The sequence below is a fragment of the Streptomyces sp. NPDC015032 genome (assembly GCF_043080425.1).
GTDB lineage: Bacteria > Actinomycetota > Actinomycetes > Streptomycetales > Streptomycetaceae > Streptomyces.
Map to the genome: position 1 here is coordinate 271026 of NZ_JBIBVN010000002.1, position 18629 is coordinate 289654.

At 72.7% G+C, this 18629-nt stretch carries 18 protein-coding genes and 1 pseudogene; 7 read left to right on the top strand and 12 right to left on the bottom strand.

The window, feature by feature from the left end:
• Positions 1-430 precede the first annotated feature (430 nt).
• Positions 431-1165, bottom strand: coding sequence for a VIT1/CCC1 transporter family protein (locus ACF08M_RS04095; protein ID WP_392183659.1), 735 nt, complete (start codon positions 1163-1165; stop codon positions 431-433).
• A 264-nt stretch (positions 1166-1429) separates the two neighbouring features.
• Between ACF08M_RS04095 and ACF08M_RS04100 the strand changes: the two are divergent.
• From ACF08M_RS04100 to ACF08M_RS04130, 7 genes and pseudogenes are all read left to right on the top strand, one after another.
• Positions 1430-2593, top strand: a pseudogene (locus tag ACF08M_RS04100) (ADP-ribosylglycohydrolase family protein); the annotation flags it as partial.
• A 183-nt stretch (positions 2594-2776) separates the two neighbouring features.
• Entirely contained in the window at positions 2777-3955 is a 1179-nt protein-coding gene (locus ACF08M_RS04105) for an ADP-ribosylglycohydrolase family protein (protein ID WP_392183973.1), read from the top strand.
• Entirely contained in the window at positions 3897-5084 is a 1188-nt protein-coding gene (locus ACF08M_RS04110; protein ID WP_392183660.1) for an ADP-ribosylglycohydrolase family protein, read from the top strand. The genes ACF08M_RS04105 and ACF08M_RS04110 overlap by 59 nt, the downstream gene beginning before the upstream one ends.
• Positions 5081-6454, top strand: coding sequence for an ADP-ribosylglycohydrolase family protein (locus ACF08M_RS04115; RefSeq protein ID WP_392183661.1), 1374 nt, complete (start codon positions 5081-5083; stop codon positions 6452-6454). The genes ACF08M_RS04110 and ACF08M_RS04115 overlap by 4 nt, the downstream gene beginning before the upstream one ends.
• A complete protein-coding gene (locus ACF08M_RS04120; protein WP_392183662.1) occupies positions 6451-7335 on the top strand; it encodes a ribokinase in 885 nt (294 codons plus the stop codon). The genes ACF08M_RS04115 and ACF08M_RS04120 overlap by 4 nt, the downstream gene beginning before the upstream one ends.
• Positions 7332-8531 carry a CaiB/BaiF CoA transferase family protein gene (locus ACF08M_RS04125; protein ID WP_392183663.1) on the top strand — a complete coding sequence of 400 codons (1200 nt, stop codon included), beginning with the start codon at positions 7332-7334 and terminating at the stop codon, positions 8529-8531. The genes ACF08M_RS04120 and ACF08M_RS04125 overlap by 4 nt, the downstream gene beginning before the upstream one ends.
• Positions 8528-9340 carry an HpcH/HpaI aldolase/citrate lyase family protein gene (locus tag ACF08M_RS04130; RefSeq protein WP_392183664.1) on the top strand — a complete coding sequence of 271 codons (813 nt, stop codon included), beginning with the start codon at positions 8528-8530 and terminating at the stop codon, positions 9338-9340. Before ACF08M_RS04125 ends, ACF08M_RS04130 begins: the two co-directional genes overlap by 4 nt.
• A 300-nt stretch (positions 9341-9640) precedes the next feature.
• Here ACF08M_RS04130 and lgt read toward each other — a convergent pair whose 3' ends face one another.
• From lgt to hisI, 11 genes are all read right to left on the bottom strand, one after another.
• Positions 9641-10636, bottom strand: a complete 996-nt coding sequence (gene lgt / locus ACF08M_RS04135) for a prolipoprotein diacylglyceryl transferase (protein WP_392183665.1) — start codon at positions 10634-10636, stop codon at positions 9641-9643.
• 110 nt (positions 10637-10746) lie between these two features.
• A complete protein-coding gene (locus ACF08M_RS04140; protein ID WP_392183666.1) occupies positions 10747-11574 on the bottom strand; it encodes a DsbA family protein in 828 nt (275 codons plus the stop codon).
• 75 nt (positions 11575-11649) lie between these two features.
• Positions 11650-12462, bottom strand: a complete 813-nt coding sequence (trpA, locus tag ACF08M_RS04145) for a tryptophan synthase subunit alpha (protein WP_392183667.1) — start codon at positions 12460-12462, stop codon at positions 11650-11652.
• Positions 12459-13739: a tryptophan synthase subunit beta gene (trpB, locus tag ACF08M_RS04150; RefSeq protein ID WP_392183668.1), complete on the bottom strand. Its 1281-nt coding sequence runs from the start codon at positions 13737-13739 to the stop codon at positions 12459-12461. Before trpB ends, trpA begins: the two co-directional genes overlap by 4 nt.
• Before the next feature lie 133 nt (positions 13740-13872).
• A complete protein-coding gene (gene trpM, locus ACF08M_RS04155; RefSeq protein ID WP_392183669.1) occupies positions 13873-14091 on the bottom strand; it encodes a tryptophan biosynthesis modulator TrpM in 219 nt (72 codons plus the stop codon).
• A gap of 8 nt (positions 14092-14099) precedes the next feature.
• A complete protein-coding gene (gene trpC / locus ACF08M_RS04160) occupies positions 14100-14909 on the bottom strand; it encodes an indole-3-glycerol phosphate synthase TrpC (protein WP_392183670.1) in 810 nt (269 codons plus the stop codon).
• Positions 14910-15024: 115 nt separating this feature from the next.
• The gene (locus tag ACF08M_RS04165) at positions 15025-15561 is read right to left on the bottom strand and encodes a DUF2752 domain-containing protein (protein WP_392183671.1); all 537 of its coding nucleotides are present in this window, start codon (positions 15559-15561) and stop codon (positions 15025-15027) included.
• An 80-nt stretch (positions 15562-15641) separates the two neighbouring features.
• A complete protein-coding gene (locus ACF08M_RS04170; protein ID WP_392183672.1) occupies positions 15642-15890 on the bottom strand; it encodes an HGxxPAAW family protein in 249 nt (82 codons plus the stop codon).
• 116 nt (positions 15891-16006) lie between these two features.
• Positions 16007-16666: a TIGR02234 family membrane protein gene (locus ACF08M_RS04175; RefSeq protein WP_392183673.1), complete on the bottom strand. Its 660-nt coding sequence runs from the start codon at positions 16664-16666 to the stop codon at positions 16007-16009.
• Positions 16667-16680: 14 nt separating this feature from the next.
• Entirely contained in the window at positions 16681-18183 is a 1503-nt protein-coding gene (locus tag ACF08M_RS04180; protein WP_392183674.1) for an anthranilate synthase component I, read from the bottom strand.
• 11 nt (positions 18184-18194) lie between these two features.
• Positions 18195-18578 (bottom strand): phosphoribosyl-AMP cyclohydrolase, encoded by a 384-nt coding sequence (gene hisI, locus ACF08M_RS04185; RefSeq protein ID WP_392183675.1) that lies wholly within the window; start codon positions 18576-18578, stop codon positions 18195-18197.
• Positions 18579-18629 lie beyond the last annotated feature (51 nt).

Below are 18629 nucleotides of genomic sequence, written 5' to 3' on the forward strand. Positions count from 1 at the left end.
ATTTTCGTGCGGGTTACATAATGAGGCGCTTCTCAGAAAGCGGATAGTCCGTTCCAACATGCGGACACCGCGTGAGGCGGTGAGGGTGGGTCGCAGTCGGAGGATGGGCGCCCGGGAGAGGGACCGCAGAGAGCAGGCGTCGTTGCCCGCGGTGTCTACGGCTCATGCCCGGCGGAAAAGGAAATGAAACCGCCGGATAATGGCTACTTATGTGCAGCTCTGTATAGAGACCCATTTTACGTGCGGGGATGCCGTTCCGCCCAGAGGCGGTCGCCTAGACGTACATCACACGGATGGCGGACCGGTTACGGGCAAGCGGTCCCCCGCCCGGCCCACCAGGGCTTCTCGTCCGGATCACGCCGGGCCCGCGGGATCCGTCGCCGGGCCCCGATCCGGCGCGATCCTGGCGAAAGCGCCTACGGGACAGTCCTCAGCTTCCGACGGCCACGCCGAACAGTGTGCCCAGGCCGTAGGTGATCGCCGCCGCGGCCCCGCCCAGCAGCAGCTGCCGCAGCCCGCTGTACAGCCAGCTGCGCGCCGTCACCCTGGCCACCACGGCACCGCAGGCGAACAGTCCGGCCAGGGCGAGCAGCACGGCCGGCCACAGCGCACTCGCACCGAGCAGATACGGGAGTACCGGCAGCAGGGCCCCCAGCGCGAACGCGCCGAACGACGACCCGGCGGCGACGAGCGGCGAGGGCAGGTCGCCCGGGTCGATCCCGAGCTCCTCGCGGGCATGGATCTCCAGCGCCTGCTCCGGGTCGCGCGACAGCTGCCGCGCGACCTCGCGGGCGAGGCCGGGCTCGACGCCACGGGACTCGTAGAGCGCGGCGAGCTCCCGCTCCTCGTCCTTGGGATGCTTGCGCAACTCGCGGCGCTCGACGTCGAGTTCGGCCTCGACGAGCTCGCGCTGCGAGGCGACCGAGGTGTATTCGCCGGCCGCCATGGAGAACGCACCGGCGGCCAGGCCCGCCAGACCGGTGATCACGATCGTCTGCTGGGAGACGGAACCACCCGCGACACCGGTCATCAGCGCGAGGTTGGAGACCAGTCCGTCCATGGCACCGAACACCGCCGGGCGCAGCCAGCCGCCGTTCACATCGCGGTGGGTGTGGTTGTCGCGGTGCGCCTCGTGCAGTACGGCGTCGGTCTCGATGATGGACACAGCTCTCCCCTTCTCCGGCAGCGGGTTTCCTGCGCTCCGCCCCCGCTCAACACCCTCGAAAATACGCACGAAAAAGGGCCCCCGCCAGCAAGGCAGGCCGTACTTACCCACCCCTGCGACCAGGTGAGCACGGCCTCGCCCACCGGACCTCGGCCGTCATCCGACTGGCCCTTTTGTGGTGATGACCGGCCTCTGCCGGAGCTCCGCGTGGGACAGATCGAGGAGGTACGAGAACTGGCTCGGCGCGAGCGAAGGGTCGACGCGATGGAGTTGATTGCAGGAAATCCGGCAGAGCCGCGGACGGGCGGCACGGCGGCGGTTCGACACGGCGCACCGGCGGTGGCGGGGGACGGCGCGGACCGGAACGGGACATCCCCGGGGGATCTGGGTGACCGGGCCAGGGGTTCCCTGCTCGGCCTCGCGGTCGGTGACGCGCTGGGCGCACCGGCGGAGAACCTGCGGCCGTCCGAGATCCGTCGTCGCTGGGGCCGGATCGAGGGCTTCGTGAGCGACGACCCGGCGGGCACGGACGACACGGAGTACGCGATCTTCTCCGGACTGCTGCTCGCCCGGCACGGTTCGGCACTCACCGTCACCCAGGTGGAGCGGGCCTGGCATCTGTGGATCGCCGATCTGGACGAGGGGCCGTTCCGCGGCGCCGGGTTCAGCGAACGGGGCACGCTGGAGAATCTGCGCCGGGGCCTCGCCGCCCCGATCTCCGCCCAGCACCGGCATGCCTGGAGCGACGGTCTGGCGATGCGGGCGGCCCCGTTCGGCGTCTTCGCGGCGGGCCGGCCGTACGAGGCGGCGCGCCTGGTCGCGGTGGACGGGCGGGTCAGCCATGACGGGGAGGGCATCTACGGCGGTCAGGCGGTGGCGGCCGGAGTGGCCGCCGCGATGGTGGGGGCCGGGACCGCGTCGGTGATCGCCGCCGCGCTGTCCGTCGTTCCCATGGACTCCTGGACGGCACGCTCGCTGCGGCGCGCGGTGGCGGCCGCGCAGCGCACGTACCCCGACCGGCTCACCATGGAGCGCGCGGTGCGTTCCGCGGTGGTCGTCGGCGGCTACCCGTGGACGGACCTCGCGCCGGAGGCGGTCGGCCTGGCGTTCGGCGCGTTCGCGGCGGCGCGCGGCGACTTCCGTACGGCGGTGCTGACCGCGGTCAACATGGGCCGCGACGCGGACACCACGGCCGCGGTGGCGGGGGCCCTGGCCGGCGCCCTGCACGGGGCGTCCGCGATCCCGCGCAACTGGGGGGAGGCGATCGGCCCGGTCCGGGGCAGTTGCCTGCCGTCGATGCGGGGTTACCACGTCCTGGACATCGCGGAGTTGCTCACGCCGGACGAGGCGGACGAGGCGGACGAGGCGTGCGCGGGGACGGGGCCGTGCGCACCGGGCGGAGTCCGTACGGCTCAGAGCCCCCCGGCACACGGCGCCGAGTTCCCGCCCTCCGGCGCCCCGCCCACGGCCGATGACGAGGACCGGGCCCGGCACCAGGTGCGTACGGACGCGGGCCCGGACCGTACCGGCGCGGCCCCGGACCACACGCCCCGTGCCTCCGGCTCCCCCGCCGCCCGCCGCACCCGCACCGCGCCGGGGCATCGGGCCCGGATCGAGGGGCTGTTGCTCGGGCTCGCCTCCGGGGACGCCGCCGGGTGGCCGGCCGCGCGGCACCGGGCCACCCGGATGCCCGAGTGGACCCGGCGCCTCACCCGGGAGCTCGACACCTTCGCCGAGCAGAACGCCACGACCACGCTGCCCGTCCCGATCGCGCTCAACCAGCCGCCCGAACCCCTGCGGCTCGGGCCCTCCGACGACGCCGAGTGGGCGGCGTTCGCCGCCCAGGCCGTGCTCGCCTCGGCGGCCGGCCCGCTGCACGGATTGTCCCCCGAACGCCGCGTGCGGGCCGCCATCGACGTCGCCTGGAACGCGCTGGCGGCCGAGGTCGCCGCGGCCTCCGCCCGCGCCCCCGAGGTCGAGTCCGCGGTGCTCCCCCTGCGCGCCCGGATCTCGGTGCGGGCCGGGCTCGGCAATCTCGCCGCCGGGCTGCGCCCGCCCGCCACCGGGCACGACAACCCGCACTACTTCGACGACGCGGCCTGTGTACGGGCCGCCGTGCTCGCCGTCGCCCACCCCGCCGACCCCGCGGCGGCCGCCGATCTCGCGGAGTTCGACGCCCGCTACACCCAGGACGGTGACGGCGTGCACGGCGCCCGGGCGATGGCGGCCGCGATCGCCGAGGCGCTGGGCGGCGCGGACGTGGACACCGCGGTGAACGCCGCGCTCGCCCAGCTCCCCGACGGCACGGAGATCGCCCGCAACGCCGCCCACGCCGTCCGGATCGCCCGAGAGTTCGTCGGCGAGCCGGCGGGTGCGTACGCCCTCGTCCCGGTGCTGGAGCATCAGATCGTCGACCACGTCTACAGCTACGGGATCGCCGCCGCCGAGACCGTCCCGGTCGCCCTCGCCCTGGCCACGGCGGCGCGCGGGCAGATCGCCCGGGCCGTTCCCGCGGCGGCGTGCCTGTCCCGGGTGGCCGACTCGGCGCCCGCCCTGGCCGGTGCGCTGACCGGTGCGCTCGGCGGTGCCGGCGCCGTCCCGAACGGCTGGCGCGAGGCCTGCCGCACCCTGGCCGGGTGTGCGCTGCCCCGCCTCGCGGGGACCGATCTCATCGAACTCGCCGGGCTGCTGGCAGACACGGAACCGAAGCCCCCGGGTGGACAATTCGGACATGACATTCACCACGCCCATGCGTCCCGAGGCGAGGACCACGGCACTCGCACTCGATGAACGGATCACGGGAGCGCTCGTCGGCGCGGCGGTCGGCGACGCGCTGGGCGGTCCGGTCGAGGGCCGGTCCCCCGAACAGATCGTGGCCCGCCACGGCGGTCGGATCAGCGGCGTCGTCGGCCCGTGGGACGGCGACGACTGGCGTACCGCCCGCCCCATCGCCCCGTACCACAAGGGCGACGGACACGTCACCGACGACACCTTGATGACCCATGCGCTGGTACGCGTGTACGGGACGGTGCGCGACCATCTCGACGCGTACGCGGTCGCCGGACACCTGGTGCCCGAGCTGATCTCGACCCCCCGCTGGATCCCGGAGCTGGAGGCGGACGCGCTGCCGCTCCAGCGGATCTTCCTCGCCGAGAAGTGGATCGTCGCGCGGCTGCACTACGGCCACGTCGATCCGCGCGAGGCGGGTTCCGGAAACATCGTCAACTGCGGGGCGGCGATGTACATGGCACCCGTCGGCCTGGTCAACGCCGCCCATCCGCGCGCCGCGTACGCCGAGGCGCTGGACGTCGCCGGCGCCCATCAGTCCTCGTACGGCAGGGAGGCGGCCGGAGTCCTCGCCGCGGCCGTCGCCGCCGCCTGCGCCCCCGATGCGACACCCGCCACCGTCGTCGACACCTGTCTGTCGCTCGCCAAGGACGGCACCCGTTCCGCCATCGAGGCGGTATGCGAAGTCGCCGCCCGGTACGACGACTTCGAGTCGGCGCTGGCTCCGCTGCGTAGCGCCGTCGCCCCCTTCGACACCGTCGGCCCCGACTACCGCTCCCCCTCGCTCGGCGCCCGCCGGCCCTCCCGGCTGCACGCCATCGAGGAACTCCCGATCGCGCTCGGCATGCTGCTCGTCGCGGACGGCGACTACCGGCACACGGTCCTCGGCTCGGTCAACTACGGCCGGGACTGCGACTCCATCGCCACGATGAGCGGCGCGATCGCGGGCGCGCTCCACGGCGAGCGGGCGATCCCCGCTGCCTGGGTGGGAACAGTCACCGAGGCCAGCCGGCTCGACCTGCGCGCCCCCGCGCGGACCCTGACGGACGTCGCCCGCGAGGTGTTCGCGCGGGACACGGCCCGGCGGCGCGCGCACGAGTCGGCGTTCACCGCACTGGCGGGCACGCCGTGACGGTACGGGTGACGTGGGTGCAGCCCGAGGACCTGGTCGGGCACGAACTGCGCCAGGCGGCCGAGGACGGCCGGGACGCTCGGGCGATCGCGCGCCGGTGGTACGAGGCGGGCGGTGCCCCCGCCCCGGAACGCGCGGGCGCGTCGACCGCTCCGGCACCCGAGCTGCGCGCCCTCGCCGAACGGCTGCTGGACGAACTCGCCCTGCTGGAATCGCCGTTGGACGAGGACGAACCGACGGACCTGGCCGCGATCCGGGCCGCCTGCCCCGACTGGCCCGCCCCCCGCACCGCCCCGCTCCCGGTGAGCCACGACCGGCTGCACGCCGCCTGGCTGGGGCGGGCCGTCGGCTGTCTGCTCGGCAAGCCCGTCGAGAAACTGCCGCTGACCGGCATCCGCGCACTGGGCCGCGCCACCGGCAACTGGCCGCTGACCACCTGGTTCACCGCCAAGGGGGTGCCCGCCGAACTGGCCGCCACCTACCCCTGGAACCGTCGCTCCGCGTCCACCTCGCTGGCCGAGAACATCGACGGCATGCCGGAGGACGACGACCTCAACCACCCTTTGCTCACGCTGCTGTTGCTCCAGCGGCACGGCCCGTCCTTCACCACCGCCGATCTGGCCCGGCTCTGGCTCGACGAGCTTCCGGCCGGCCGGACGTTCACTGCCGAGCGGGTCGCGTACCGCAATCTGCTCGACGGCATCGAGCCCCCGCACACCGCGAGATACCGCAATCCGTTCCGGGAGTGGATCGGTGCGCAGATCCGGGCCGATGTGCATGGCTGGACCCATCCCGGCGACCCGTCGGCCGCGGCGGAGCAGGCGCACCGGGACGCCGTCCTGACCCATACCGCCAACGGGGTGTACGGGGCGATGTTCACCGCCGCGACACTCGCCGAGGCGACCGGCGGCGAGACCGGTGTGCACGGCTGTCTGGCCGCCGGGCTGCGCGTCGTACCGCCGTGTTCCCGGTTCGCGCACGCGGTGCGCTTCGGTATCGCGGCGGCCCGCGGCACCGCCGATTTCGACACCGTGGCCGACCGGCTGCACGCCGAGTACGGCGGCCACCACTGGGTCCATGTGCTGCCCAATGCCGCGCTGCTCGCCGCCGCCCTGACCCACGCCGACGGCGACTTCTCCGACTCCGTCTGCCGTGCGGTGTCGGGCGGCTGGGACACCGACTCCAACGGTGCGACCGCCGGTTCGCTCGCCGGCCTGCTGGCCGGGAGCCCCGGCGCGCTGCCCGGTCGCTGGACCGCCCCGCTGAGGAACCGCCTGGCCACGTCCGTCCCCGGCTTCGACTCCATCGGCTTCGACGCACTCGCCGAACAGACCCACCGGCTCACCCATGAGGAGGCACTCCGCCCATGACCGGCATCGCGGTGCTCGGCAGCACCCATATGGACCTTGTCGCATACGCCGCACGGGCCCCGGAGCGCGGAGAGACCGTCACCGGGCGGGAGCTGCGCACCGTGCCCGGCGGCAAGGGCGCCAATCAGGCGGTGGCCGCCGCGCGCGCGGGCGGCGAGGTGACCATGATCGGCGCGGTCGGCGACGACGCGTACGGCACCCTGCTGCGGTCCACCCTGGAGCACGCGGGCGTCGGCACCGGTCTGCTGCACACCGCGGAGGGCCCCAGCGGTACCGCGCACATCGTCGTGGACGACACGGGCTCCAGCTCCATCGTGGTGATCCCCGGCGCCAACGGCACCGTCACCGAGCTCGGCCCCGGCGAAATGGCCGCCATCGCCGGCGCCGATCTGCTGCTCCTCCAGCTGGAGCTGCCGCTGTCCGCCGTGACGGAGGGCGCGCGAGTCGCCCACGCCCAGGGCGTACGGACCATCCTCACCCCGTCCCCCGTGCAGCCCCTGCCCGCCGAACTCCTCGACTGCGTCGATCTGCTGATCCCCGACGAGCAGGAGGCGGCCGCACTCACCGGAGCCTCGGATCCCCGTGCGGCGGCGCAGATCCTGCTCAGCCAGGTCCCGGCCGTCGTCATCACGCTCGGTCAGGAGGGCTGCCTGTACGCGGCCCGGGGCGGCGAAGCCGTCCTCTTCCCCGCCCCCGAGGTCACCGCCGTCGACATCACCGGGGCCGGGGACACCTTCGTCGGCACGCTGGCCGTGGCGCTCGGCGAGCGGCGGCCCGTTCCCGAGTCACTGGCCTGGGCGGCGTCCGCCGCCGCGCTCTGCGTGCAGAGGCCGGGCGCCTCGGCCTCCATGCCGTACCGCAGCGAGATCGACGCCGCATGAACGCGCCCGCGCAGGCACCCCTGACCGGACTGCGGGTCATCGATCTCGCCACGCTCTTCGCGGGCCCTCTCTCCGCCACCATGCTCGGCGACTTCGGTGCAGAGGTGATCAAGGTCGAGCATCCGCGCAGGCCCGATCCGTCCCGCGGGCACGGCCCGACGAAGGACGGTGTCGGCCTGTGGTGGAAGCTGCTCGGCCGCAACAAGCGCAACCTGACCCTCGATCTGTCCAGCCCCGGCGGGCGCGACATCCTGCTCCGGCTGGCCGCCGGGACCGATGTGATCATCGAGAACTTCCGGCCCGGGACGCTGGAGCGCTGGGGTCTCGGCTGGGAGAAGCTGCACGCGGTCAATCCGCGGCTGGTGCTGGCCAGGGTCACCGGCTTCGGCCAGTTCGGCCCGTACGCGCACCGGCCCGGCTTCGGCACGCTTGCGGAGGCGATGAGCGGGTTCGCCGCGATCACCGGGGAACCGGACGGACCGCCCACCCTCCCGCCGTTCGGGCTCGCCGACTCGATCGCGGCGCTGGCCACCGCGTACGCCGTGATGGCCGCACTCGCCGGACGCGACAGGACCGGGGAGGGGCAGATCGTCGACATGGCGATCATCGAGCCGATCCTGACCGTGCTGGGGCCGCAGCCCGTCTGGTACGACCAGCTCGGCTACGTACAGCCGCGCACCGGCAACCGCTCCCGCAACAACGCGCCGCGCAACACGTACCGCACCTCGGACGGCCACTGGGTCGCGGTCTCCACCTCCGCCCAGTCGATCGCCGAACGGGTGATGCGCCTGGTCGGCCGGCCCGAACTGATCGGCGAACCCTGGTTCGGCTCCGGCACCACCCGCGCCGAGCACGCCGACGAACTCGACGGGGCGGTCGGGAACTGGATCGCCCGGCACACCCGTGCGGAGGCGGTCGCCGCCTTCGAGAAGGCGGAGGCGGCCATCGCGCCGATCCACGACATCCAGGACGTGATGGAGGACCCGCAGTACCGGGCCCTCGGCTCCATCGCCGAGGTCGACGACCCGGAGCTGGGACCGCTGAGGATGCAGAACGTCCTGTTCCGTCTCTCCGGGACACCGGGCGCGATCCGCTGGGCGGGCCGGCCGCACGGCGCGGACACCGAGGAGATCCTCACCGGGCTGGGGCTGTCCGGCCCTCAGATCGCCGCGCTGCGTGCGGAGAACGTCCTGTGACGGCGGCGGTCCCGCTCACCCTGCTGTACGTCCCCGGCGACCGGCCGGAGGTGGTGCGCAAGGCACGCGACGCGGGCGCGGACGTGGTGATCGTCGATCTGGAGGACGCGGTCGCACCGGACCGCAAGGAGTACGCGCGGTCGGCCACGGCCGAGCTCCTGTCCGAACCGGCCGCGGACCCGGCCGTGCCGATCCACGTCCGGGTCCACACCGAGGCGGACATCCTCGCCCTGGCCGGGCTGCCGGGCCTCGCCGAACTCCGGCTGCCCAAGATCACCCACGCGGCGTCCGTCCATCACATCGCGGCCGTGGCACCGGGGGTCGCACTCTGTCCGCTGCTCGAATCGGCGCTCGGCATCGAACACGCGTACACGGTCGCCGCCGCCCATCCCCAGGTGCGCTCCATCGCCCTGGGCGAGGCGGACCTCCGGGCCGATCTGGGGGTACGGGAGGACGCCGGGCTCGACTGGTCGCGCAGCCGGGTCGTGGTCGCCGCCCGCGCGGCCGGACTCGCGCCCCCCACCCAGTCGGTGTTCACGGACGTACGGGACCTGGAGGGCCTGGCCAAGTCCTGCGCGCACGGCCGGACACTGGGTTTCCTGGGCCGGTCCGCGATCCATCCCCGCCAGCTCCCGGTCATCGAGCGGGCGTTCCGCCCGACGGCGAAGGAGGTCGAGGCAGCGGCGGAGATCCTGGAGGCGGCCACGGCGGACGAGGGCGCGCTCGCCCTCCCGGACGGCCGGTTCGTCGACGCGGCGGTAGTGGCCTCGGCCCGCCGCACACTGGCACTGGCGCGGCCGGCCGGGTGACGGTGAGAGCCTGTCGGGTGACCTTCGATCGGGTAGCGGACGCGGTCTGGTGCGTGCGATTCCAAGGCGCCGGGAGGTCCTTGGATGGGGTCTCCCCTGCTCGAACGAAGCTGAGAGCTTGAGGAAGGAGCTACTTGGGCATGTCGGCAACGCGGGAAGCGTGCGTGCCAGGGCGTGGCCGCCCGATCAGAGGTCACCCGACAGGCTCTGAGGTGCCGGACGGTGTCCGGCACGGGCCGGCGCTTGCACGTGGGGCCCCGAACCGTTCGGTTCGGGGCCCCACGTGCAAGCACACACGGCTCAGCCGTTCTTCGCCGCCTCCGCGGTGCCGCTCTTCGCCGCCTCCGCCTCGGCGGAACCGCTCTTCTCCGGCACCTCGGCGGCGCCGTCCCCGGCAGCACGGTCGGCCTCCGCGGTCGCGTCCGGTGCAGCGGCACCGTCCTTCGCCTTCTCGGCGCCTGAGGCTGCCGCCTCGTCCTCGGCGGCGCCCGGTTCCACGATCTCCTCGCGCCCCGGCCGCACCTTCGCCGAGATCACCATGTACAGCACCGCCAGCACGAACACGATCAACGCGGTCCACACATTGAGCCGCAGGCCCAGGATGTGGTGGGCCTCGTCGACCCGCATGTACTCGATCCAGGCCCGCCCGGCGCAGTACGAGGCGACGTACAGCGCGAACGCCCGGCCGTGTCCGAGCTTGAAGCGGCGGTCCGCCCAGATCACCAGCACGGCGACGCCGATGCACCACAGCGACTCGTACAGGAACGTCGGGTGGTACGTACCGGCGACCCGGTTGGGGCCCTCGCTGATCTTCAGCGCCCACGGCACATCGGTCGGCTTGCCGTACAGCTCCTGGTTGAACCAGTTGCCCCAGCGGCCGCAGGCCTGGGCCAGGGCGATGCCGGGGGCGAGCGCGTCGGCCCAGGCCGGCAGCGGGATCCCGCGGCGGCGGCAGCCGATCCAGGCACCGACGGCGCCGAGGGCGATCGCACCCCAGATGCCGAGGCCGCCCTGCCAGATCTTGAAGGCGTCGACCCAGTTCTCACCCTCGCTGAAGTACAGCTGGTAGTCGGTGATGACGTGGTAGAGCCGACCGCCGACAAGGCCGAAGGGCACGGCCCAGACGGCGATGTCGGCAACAGTGCCGGCTCTGCCGCCTCGGGCGATCCAGCGCTTGTTGCCGAACCAGACGGCGAGGAAGACACCGATGATGATGCAGAACGCGTAGCCGCGGAGCGGGATCGGGCCGAGATTGATCACGCCGGTCGACGGACTGGGAATGTAGGCAAGGTCCATGGCAAGGTCGACGCTACCCTGCCGGGCGGGGCGTTCGGCAACCCACCCGGCAACGTCTGGGTAACAGGCAGGTCATCGGTTTCTCCGGCGTGTCTCCTGCCGGACTCCGGTCAGGAGCCCGACGGCGCCGGGGTGACCGTGCCCGGTTTCTTGCCCTTGTTGGCCTCGGCGACCCACTTCTTCAGGTTCGCCGCGGTGATCGGTTCGGTGCCCTTCTTCGGGAAGATCGGCTCTCCATTGAGCAGCACGGTCGGCGTGCCCTGGAATCCGCCGTTCTGGAACGCCGTGTTGGACTTCTTCACCCAGCTGTCGTGCTTGCCGTCGTCCACACAGCTGCGGAAGGCGGGGGTGTCGAGCCCCGGGACCTTTCCGGAGAGCTCGATCAGCTTGGCGTTGTCGGCGAAGGCGTCGTCGGACTCCGGCGGCTGGTTGCGGTAGAGGATGTCGTGGTAGGCGGGGAATTTTCCGGCGCCCTGGGCGCAGGCCGCCGCGTTGGCCGCCCGCAGCGAACCGCTGCCGCCGAGATTGCCGTCGATGATCGTGGCGAGGTGGTACTCGACCTTGAGCTGCCCGCTGTTCTCCAGCTGATGGAACGTGTCCCGGAACACGTTCTCGAACTGGGCGCAGACCGGGCAGCGGAAGTCCTCCCAGATGGTGAGCGTCGACGGGGCGTTGTCCGCGCCGGCCTGGATGGCCAGACCGTCCTTGCCGCTCGCGCCGGACGGCGCGACGACGGGCCCCGCCGTCTTGCCCTTGCCGCCCTTGCCGCCGGTGTTCGCGGCGATCACGCCGACGACAGCGGCCAGTGCCAGCACACCCACCACGGCACTGCTGACGATCAGCGTGCGCCTGCGGCGCTCGTGCGCCTTCGCGCGCTCACGCTGCTGGACGAGCCGGTCTCGCGCGGCCCTTTTTCCCTGTTCGTTCTTCTCGCTCACACCCGCAGCAACGACCCGGGGAGGCACGTGCGCGCCTCCCCGGGGCCAGGTCCACCCGTACGGGTGACGCCTGATTCAGCGCTTTCGAACGCCCTCGGCGAGTTCGCCCGCCAGGGAGCGGACCGCCGCCAGGCCCGCCTCCTCGTCGGGGGCGTCGAGCATGCCCTTGACGAAGGCGGAGCCGACGATCACCCCGTCGGCGAAGCCCGCGACCTCGGCGGCCTGCCGGGCGTTGGAGACGCCGAGGCCGACGCAGACCGGGAGGGGCGTGGTGGCGCGGGTGCGCCGGACCAGATCCTGGGCCTGCTCGCCGACGGACTCGCGGGTGCCCGTGACGCCCATCAGCGAAGCCGCGTAGACGAAGCCGGAGCCGGCCGCGGTGATGGTGGCGAGGCGCTCGTCCTTGCTGCTCGGCGCGACGACGAAGACGGTCGCGAGGCCGTGCTTGCCCGCGTGCTCGCGCCACAGCCCGGACTCCTGGACCGGCAGGTCGGGCAGGATGCACCCGGCGCCGCCGGCCTCGGCGAGCTCGGCCGTGAAACGCTCGACGCCGTACCGGTCGATCGGGTTCCAGTACGTCATGACGAGGATCGGGACCCCGGTCGCCTCGTACGCCTCGCGGACCGTGCGCATCACGTCGGCGATCTTCACACCTCCGCGCAGGGCAATGTCGTCGGCGGTCTGGATGACCGGACCGTCGAGCACCGGGTCGCTGTGCGGCAGCCCGACCTCGACGATGTCCGCACCGCCCGCCACGACCGCCTTCACGGCGGCGATCGCGCCGTCGACGGTCGGGAAGCCGGCCGGGAGGTACGCGATGAGCGCGGCCCGGTTCTCCTCCTTCGCCCGGGCGAGGGAGGAACTCAGCAATTCCACGTTGCCGCTCACTTGGTGATCTCCTCTTCCCCGTCGGCCACATCGGCCTCGACGATCCCGTCGGTCCCGCCGTACAGCCCGAAGTAGCGGGCCGCCGTATCCATGTCCTTGTCGCCGCGGCCGGACAGATTGACCACGAGCAGCCCGTCCTTGCCGAGCTCCCTGCCGACCTCCAGGGCCCCGGCCAGAGCGTGGGCGCTCTCGATGGCCGGAATGATCCCTTCGGTGCGGGAGAGGAGGCGCAGCGACTGCATGGCGGCGTCGTCGGTGACCGCGCGGTACTCGCCGCGGCCGACGTCCTTGAGGTACGCGTGCTCCGGGCCGATGCCCGGGTAGTCGAGACCGGCCGAGATGGAGTACGGCTCGGTGATCTGGCCCTCGTCGTCCTGGAGGACGTAACTGCGCGAACCGTGCAGGATGCCGGGCTCGCCCGCGGTCAGGGTCGCCGCGTGCTCGCCGGTCTCCACCCCGTGTCCGGCGGGCTCGCAGCCGATAAGCCGGACGTGGGCGTCCGGGATGAAGGCGTGGAAGAGCCCGATGGCGTTGGAGCCGCCGCCGACACAGGCGATCGCGGCGTCCGGCAGCCGGCCGGTCCGCTCCAGGATCTGGCGGCGGGCCTCGACGCCGATGACGCGGTGGAAGTCGCGGACCATGGCCGGGAAGGGGTGCGGTCCCGCGACGGTGCCGAAGAGGTAGTGCGTGCGGTCCACGTTGGCGACCCAGTCGCGGAATGCCTCGTTGATGGCGTCCTTCAGGGTCCGGGACCCGGACTTCACGGCGATGACCTCGGCGCCGAGCATCCGCATCCGCGCCACGTTCAGCGCCTGCCGTTCGGTGTCGATCTCACCCATGTAGATGGTGCATTCGAGGCCGAAGAGCGCGCAGGCGGTCGCGGTGGCGACGCCGTGCTGGCCCGCGCCGGTCTCGGCGATGACCCGCGTCTTGCCCATGCGCTTCGTGAGCAGCGCCTGGCCCAGCACGTTGTTGATCTTGTGCGAGCCGGTGTGGTTCAGGTCCTCGCGCTTGAGGAAGATCCGGGCGCCGCCCGCGTGCTCGGCGAAGCGCGGGACCTCGGTCAGCGCGCTGGGGCGGCCGGTGTAGTTGATCATGAGCTCGTTGAGCTCGGCGGCGAAGGCGGGGTCGGCCTTGGCCTTGTCGTACTCGACGGCGACCTCGTCCACGGCGGCGACGAGCGCCTCCGGGATGAACTTGCCGCCGAACGCACCGAAGTACCCCTCGGCGCTGGGGATCAGACCCTCCGGGTCCGGGATGAAGAAGTCAGATGACATCCGACGTGCTCCTCGACATTGCAATGGGTGGGTTCACCGTATGCGCCGTGAGCGGAGCGCCGCCGCGACCGGGACGGTCGGACGGTGCGGTCGTACGTACGACAGGAGTTGCGGGTACGTCGGCCGGGGCTCGCTACAGCGCGGACCCCGTGCGCCATCGCATGCCGTTGACCTGGCCGGGCTCGTCACCGATCACGTACCGCACCCGCCGGCCGTGCACCCGGCGCGCGGGGGCGCGGCAGCCGCGGGGGCGGCAGCCGCGCGCCAGCGGCGCGTGCGGGTCCCGGGCAGCCGTCACCACGGCCAGGCGCAGGCGCGGCGGGGTGCGGAGCGCGGGACGGTCGGCGGACATGGTGCGGGTCAGCTCCGTCCGTGGCGGAGCGCCGGGTGGGCTCCCGCGGCGACCAGGTCGGCGACGGCTGCGCGCGGGTCGCGGCCGGTGACCAGCGATTCGCCCACGAGCACCGCGTCGGCGCCCGCGTTGGCGTACGCGATCAGGTCGTGCGGACCACGGACGCCGGACTCGGCGACCTTGACGATGTGGTTCGGGATCTCGGGGGCGACGCGCTCGAAGGTGGAGCGGTCGACCTTGAGGTCCTTCAGGTTGCGCGCGTTGACACCGATGATCTTCGCTCCGGCGTCCACGGCGCGCTCCGCCTCCTCCTCGTCGTGCGCCTCGACCAGCGGGGTCAGACCGATGGACTCGGCGCGCTCGATCAGGGAGACCAGTGCCTCCTGGTCGAGGGCGGCGACGATCAGCAGGGCGAGGTCGGCGCCGTGGGCGCGGGCCTCCCAGAGCTGGTACGAGGTGACGATGAAGTCCTTGCGCAGGACCGGGATGTCGACCTTGGCGCGGACGGCCTCCAGGTCGGCGAGCGAGCCGCCGAAGCGGCGCTCCTCCGTGAGGACCGAGATGACGGACGCGCCGCCCGCCTCGTAGTCCGCGGCGAGCGCGGCCGGGTCGGCGATCGCGGCGAGGGCCCCCTTGGAGGGGCTTGAGCGCTTGACCTCGCAGATGACGGTCACGCCCTCGCCGCGCAGGGCGGCGACCCCGTCCTTGGCCGCCGGAGCGCGCGCCGCGCGCTCCTTCAGCTCGTCGAGGCTGACACGCGCCTGCCGCTCTGCGAGGTCGGCGCGTACGCCGTCGATGATCTCGTCGAGCACACTCACGCGAGCGGCCCCCTTCCGGGACGGTGATGAGGGAACAGGATCAGCCATGTCAATGCTATCCGCAGGAGGCCAAAGGGCCCGAATCCAGTCGGCGAATGTCCCACTACCTGGGCATTCAAGGTGCCAACACCGAGCCGAACGACAGATTCCGGACGACCGAGAAGACCAGCAGCACCGCCCCGATCCCCCACCAGACGGCGGGCTTCGCGGCGATGCTCATGGGCCTTCCCCGGGCGGCACGGGACATCCAGACCAGCCAGAGGACGGCGAAGATCCCGTAGCCGACGACGGCGAGCGCGTTGGAGCCAAGGGCGGCGGCGATGTCGCCGTGCGCGACGGCGTGCGCACTGCGCAGCCCGCCGCAGCCCGGGCAGTACAGGCCGGTGAACCGGAGCAGCGGGCAGGCCGGGTAGTGGCCCGGCACGTTGGGGTCGACGGAGCCCACGTAGCCGAAGGCGCCGACGACGACCGCCATGACGGCCACCGGGGTGGCGAGCCGCCGGACGCGCGAGGCGGGGACGGGAGCCGGAGGGAGGACCGGCGGATACGGATGCCCGGACACCGGTGACTGTCCGGACATCGGCGGGGGGCCGGGGGCGGGCACGGAGCCCGGCGCCGGCGGTGCGGCGGCTGGAGGAGGCGTTGCGTCCACCCGGTGATTGTCCCCGCTGACGCGGAAAGGCGCAGCCCGGGCCGGGCTGCGCCTCGCATGCGTACGGGGTACCGCGCGCGTCAGGAGATCTGGGCCTGCGAGGCACGGGCCCTGGCCTGGGCCATCTCCTCCGACTCCTTCGGCATGCCGAGACCCGCGGCCTTCATCGCGAGGCCGACGATCCCGCCGAGGAAGACGACGGCGATACCGCCCCAGAAGCCGATCGGGTTGGCCGCGACCATGAAGACGCCTGCGACACAGAATCCGATGAAGGAGATGATGACACCGGTCCAGGCGGCCGGGGTGTGTCCGTGGCTGCTGCCCGCCATGAGTTGCTCCTTGTTGGTGATGCGCTGTTGGTATCGCTGTACGCAAAGCTGGTGCCGCTGTGCTGAAAGCTCAGGCTCATTGTCCCGTACGCGCGGGTAGGACGTGAGCTGGGGGGTCATGCCTCGTGCGTCGGGTCCTCGCCGCGGTCCAGGGCCTTCCACAGGTCCTCGGGCCGGTCCGGGTCCGGGGCGGTCCGGGCGGCCTTGCGGGGGCGGGGGGTGCCGTCCCGTTCGTACCGCCCCGACATGGACGGCCAGAGCTTCCCGTACCGCAGGGCGAGCAGTCCCGCGAGGAGGATCAGCAGGCCGCCGGCGGCGGTGACGTAGGGCCACACGGTGTGACTGAGGGCCTCGATGGTCGCCGAGGTGTCACCGGTGGTCCGGGCGGCCTTCTCGTCGAGCGCCGCGCTGTCGGAGGCACCGAGGTAGGCGCTCAGTCCGGCGCCGAGGCCGCTGAGAGCGAGGAGCCCGGCGACGACCAGCCGCCCTCTGCTGCGGACGGCGAAGACGGCGACGAGGGCGGCCAGGCCCACTACGGCGAGGGCGGCCGGGAGACCGGTGACGTCCTGGCCGTCGGCGGTCAGCGGCAGGGAGCCGCCACCGACGGCCGCCCGGCCCTCGGCCCACGTCTGACTGGAGGCGAGGAGGACGACGGTGGCGCCGGCCGCCCCGAGGAGCAGGCCGACGGCCAGGCTGCGGCGGCTTCCCGCGGCGTCGGACGCGGTTGCCGCTCGGGCACGGGGCTGGGGTACGGGGACAGCACTCACGTACCCCACTATCCCTTACCGCCTCACGCGCGGCGGAGCCGGTTGGCCGTATGCACCGCCCGGAGCACGGCCGCGGCCTTGTTGCGGCACTCGGTGTCCTCGGCCACCGGGTCGGAGTCGGCGACGACACCCGCTCCGGCCTGGACGTACGCCGTGCCGTCGCGGAGCAGGGCGGTGCGGATCGCGATCGCGGTGTCGGAGTCCCCGGCGAAGTCGAGGTAGCCGACGCAGCCTCCGTACAGTCCGCGGCGGGTCGGTTCGAGCTCCTCGATGATCTGCATCGCACGGGGCTTGGGGGCGCCGGAGAGGGTGCCCGCGGGGAAGCACGCGGTGAGGACGTCGAAGGCGGTGCGGCCGTCGGCGACGCGGCCGGTGACGGTGGAGACGATGTGCATCACGTGCGAGTACCGCTCGATCGACATGAAGTCGACGACCTCGACGGTGCCGGGTTCGCAGACCCGCCCCAGGTCGTTGCGGCCGAGGTCCACGAGCATCAGGTGCTCGGCGCGTTCCTTGGGGTCGGCGAGGAGTTCCTCGGCGAGGGCCTGGTCCTCCTGCGGGGTGGCGCCGCGGTGCCTGGTCCCGGCGATCGGGTGGACCATGGCACGCCCGTCCTCGACCTTGACAAGGGCTTCCGGGCTGGAGCCGGCGATGTCGAAGCCGTCGAAGCGGAAGAGGTACATGTACGGCGACGGGTTGGTGGCGCGCAACACCCGGTAGACGTCCAACGCGCTTGCCGTGCACGGGGTTTCGAAGCGCTGGGAGGGAACGACCTGGAAGGCTTCGCCGGCCCTGACGCGTTCCTTCACGTCCTCGACGGCGTCCTGGTACGCCTCGCCGCCCCATAGCGCGGTGTACGGGGGGAGCTCGGACGGCGGGAGGACGGCGGGGGCGTTCTCGACGGGGCGCGAGAGGTCCTGCTCCATGACGTCGAGACGGGCGACGGCGTCCGTGTACGCCTCGTCGACGCCGGTCGCGAGGTCGTTGTGGTTGATCGCGTTGGCGATCAGGAGGACGCTGCCGTCCCAGTGGTCGAGTACCGCCAGGTCCGAGGTGAGCAGCATCGTCAGCTCGGGGAGGTGGAGGTCGTCCGCCGCGCTGTCGCCGATCTTCTCCAGGCGGCGCACGATGTCGTAGCCCAGGTAGCCGACCATGCCGCCGGTGAACGGGGGCAGCCCGTCGGGGTCCCCGTCGACGACCAGGTCGTGCGGGGTGTGCAGGGTCTCGATGGTGGCACGCAGGGCCCGCAGCGGGTCGCCGTCGACGGGGACGCCGACGGGCGGGGTGCCCAGCCAGTGCGTCTGCCCGTCGCGTGCGGTGAGGGTGGCGGCGCTGCGCACCCCGATGAAGGAGTAGCGCGACCAGGTGCGGCCGTTCTCCGCGGATTCGAGGAGGAAGGTCCCGGTGCGCTCGCCCGCGAGTTTGCGGTAGAGCCCGACCGGGGTGTCGCCGTCGGCGAGGAGCCGGCGGCTGACGGGGATGACGCGCCGGTCCACGGCCAGCTTGCGGAAGGTGTCGAGATCCATGACGGCCGACCCTACTGGGCGAGCGGGAGGACGTCGGCGTCGAAGCAGGTGCGGTCGCCGGTGTGGCAGGCGGCACCCGTCTGGTCGACCTTGACGAGAACGGTGTCGGCGTCGCAGTCCAGGGCGACCGACTTGACCCGCTGGATGTGGCCCGAGGTGTCGCCCTTGACCCAGTACTCCTGGCGGCTGCGGGACCAGTAGGTGCAGCGGCCGGTGGTGAGGGTGCGGTGCAGGGCCTCGTCGTCCATCCAGCCGAGCATCAGTACCTCGCCGGTGTCGTACTGCTGGGCGATGGCCGGGACGAGGCCGTCGGCGCCGCGCTTGAGGCGGGCGGCGATGGCCGGGTCGAGGTTGCCGGACGGCGGCGGGATGCTGGACGTGGGCGCGCTGGTCATGCGCCCATTGTGCCGTGGGCGCGGGAGCGGTCCGTTGCGGCGTCCACTGGG

Coding starts and splice junctions, on each gene's coding strand:
- ACF08M_RS04110 (WP_392183660.1), top strand. CDS start 3,897: ATGACATTCACCACGCCCATGCGTCCCGAGGCGAGGACCACGGCACTC.
- ACF08M_RS04120 (WP_392183662.1), top strand. CDS start 6,451: ATGACCGGCATCGCGGTGCTCGGCAGCACCCATATGGACCTTGTCGCA.
- ACF08M_RS04125 (WP_392183663.1), top strand. CDS start 7,332: ATGAACGCGCCCGCGCAGGCACCCCTGACCGGACTGCGGGTCATCGAT.
- lgt (WP_392183665.1), bottom strand. CDS start 10,636: ATGGACCTTGCCTACATTCCCAGTCCGTCGACCGGCGTGATCAATCTC.
- trpB (WP_392183668.1), bottom strand. CDS start 13,739: ATGTCATCTGACTTCTTCATCCCGGACCCGGAGGGTCTGATCCCCAGC.
- trpM (WP_392183669.1), bottom strand. CDS start 14,091: ATGTCCGCCGACCGTCCCGCGCTCCGCACCCCGCCGCGCCTGCGCCTG.
- ACF08M_RS04170 (WP_392183672.1), bottom strand. CDS start 15,890: ATGGCGGGCAGCAGCCACGGACACACCCCGGCCGCCTGGACCGGTGTC.
- ACF08M_RS04180 (WP_392183674.1), bottom strand. CDS start 18,183: ATGGATCTCGACACCTTCCGCAAGCTGGCCGTGGACCGGCGCGTCATC.
- hisI (WP_392183675.1), bottom strand. CDS start 18,578: ATGACCAGCGCGCCCACGTCCAGCATCCCGCCGCCGTCCGGCAACCTC.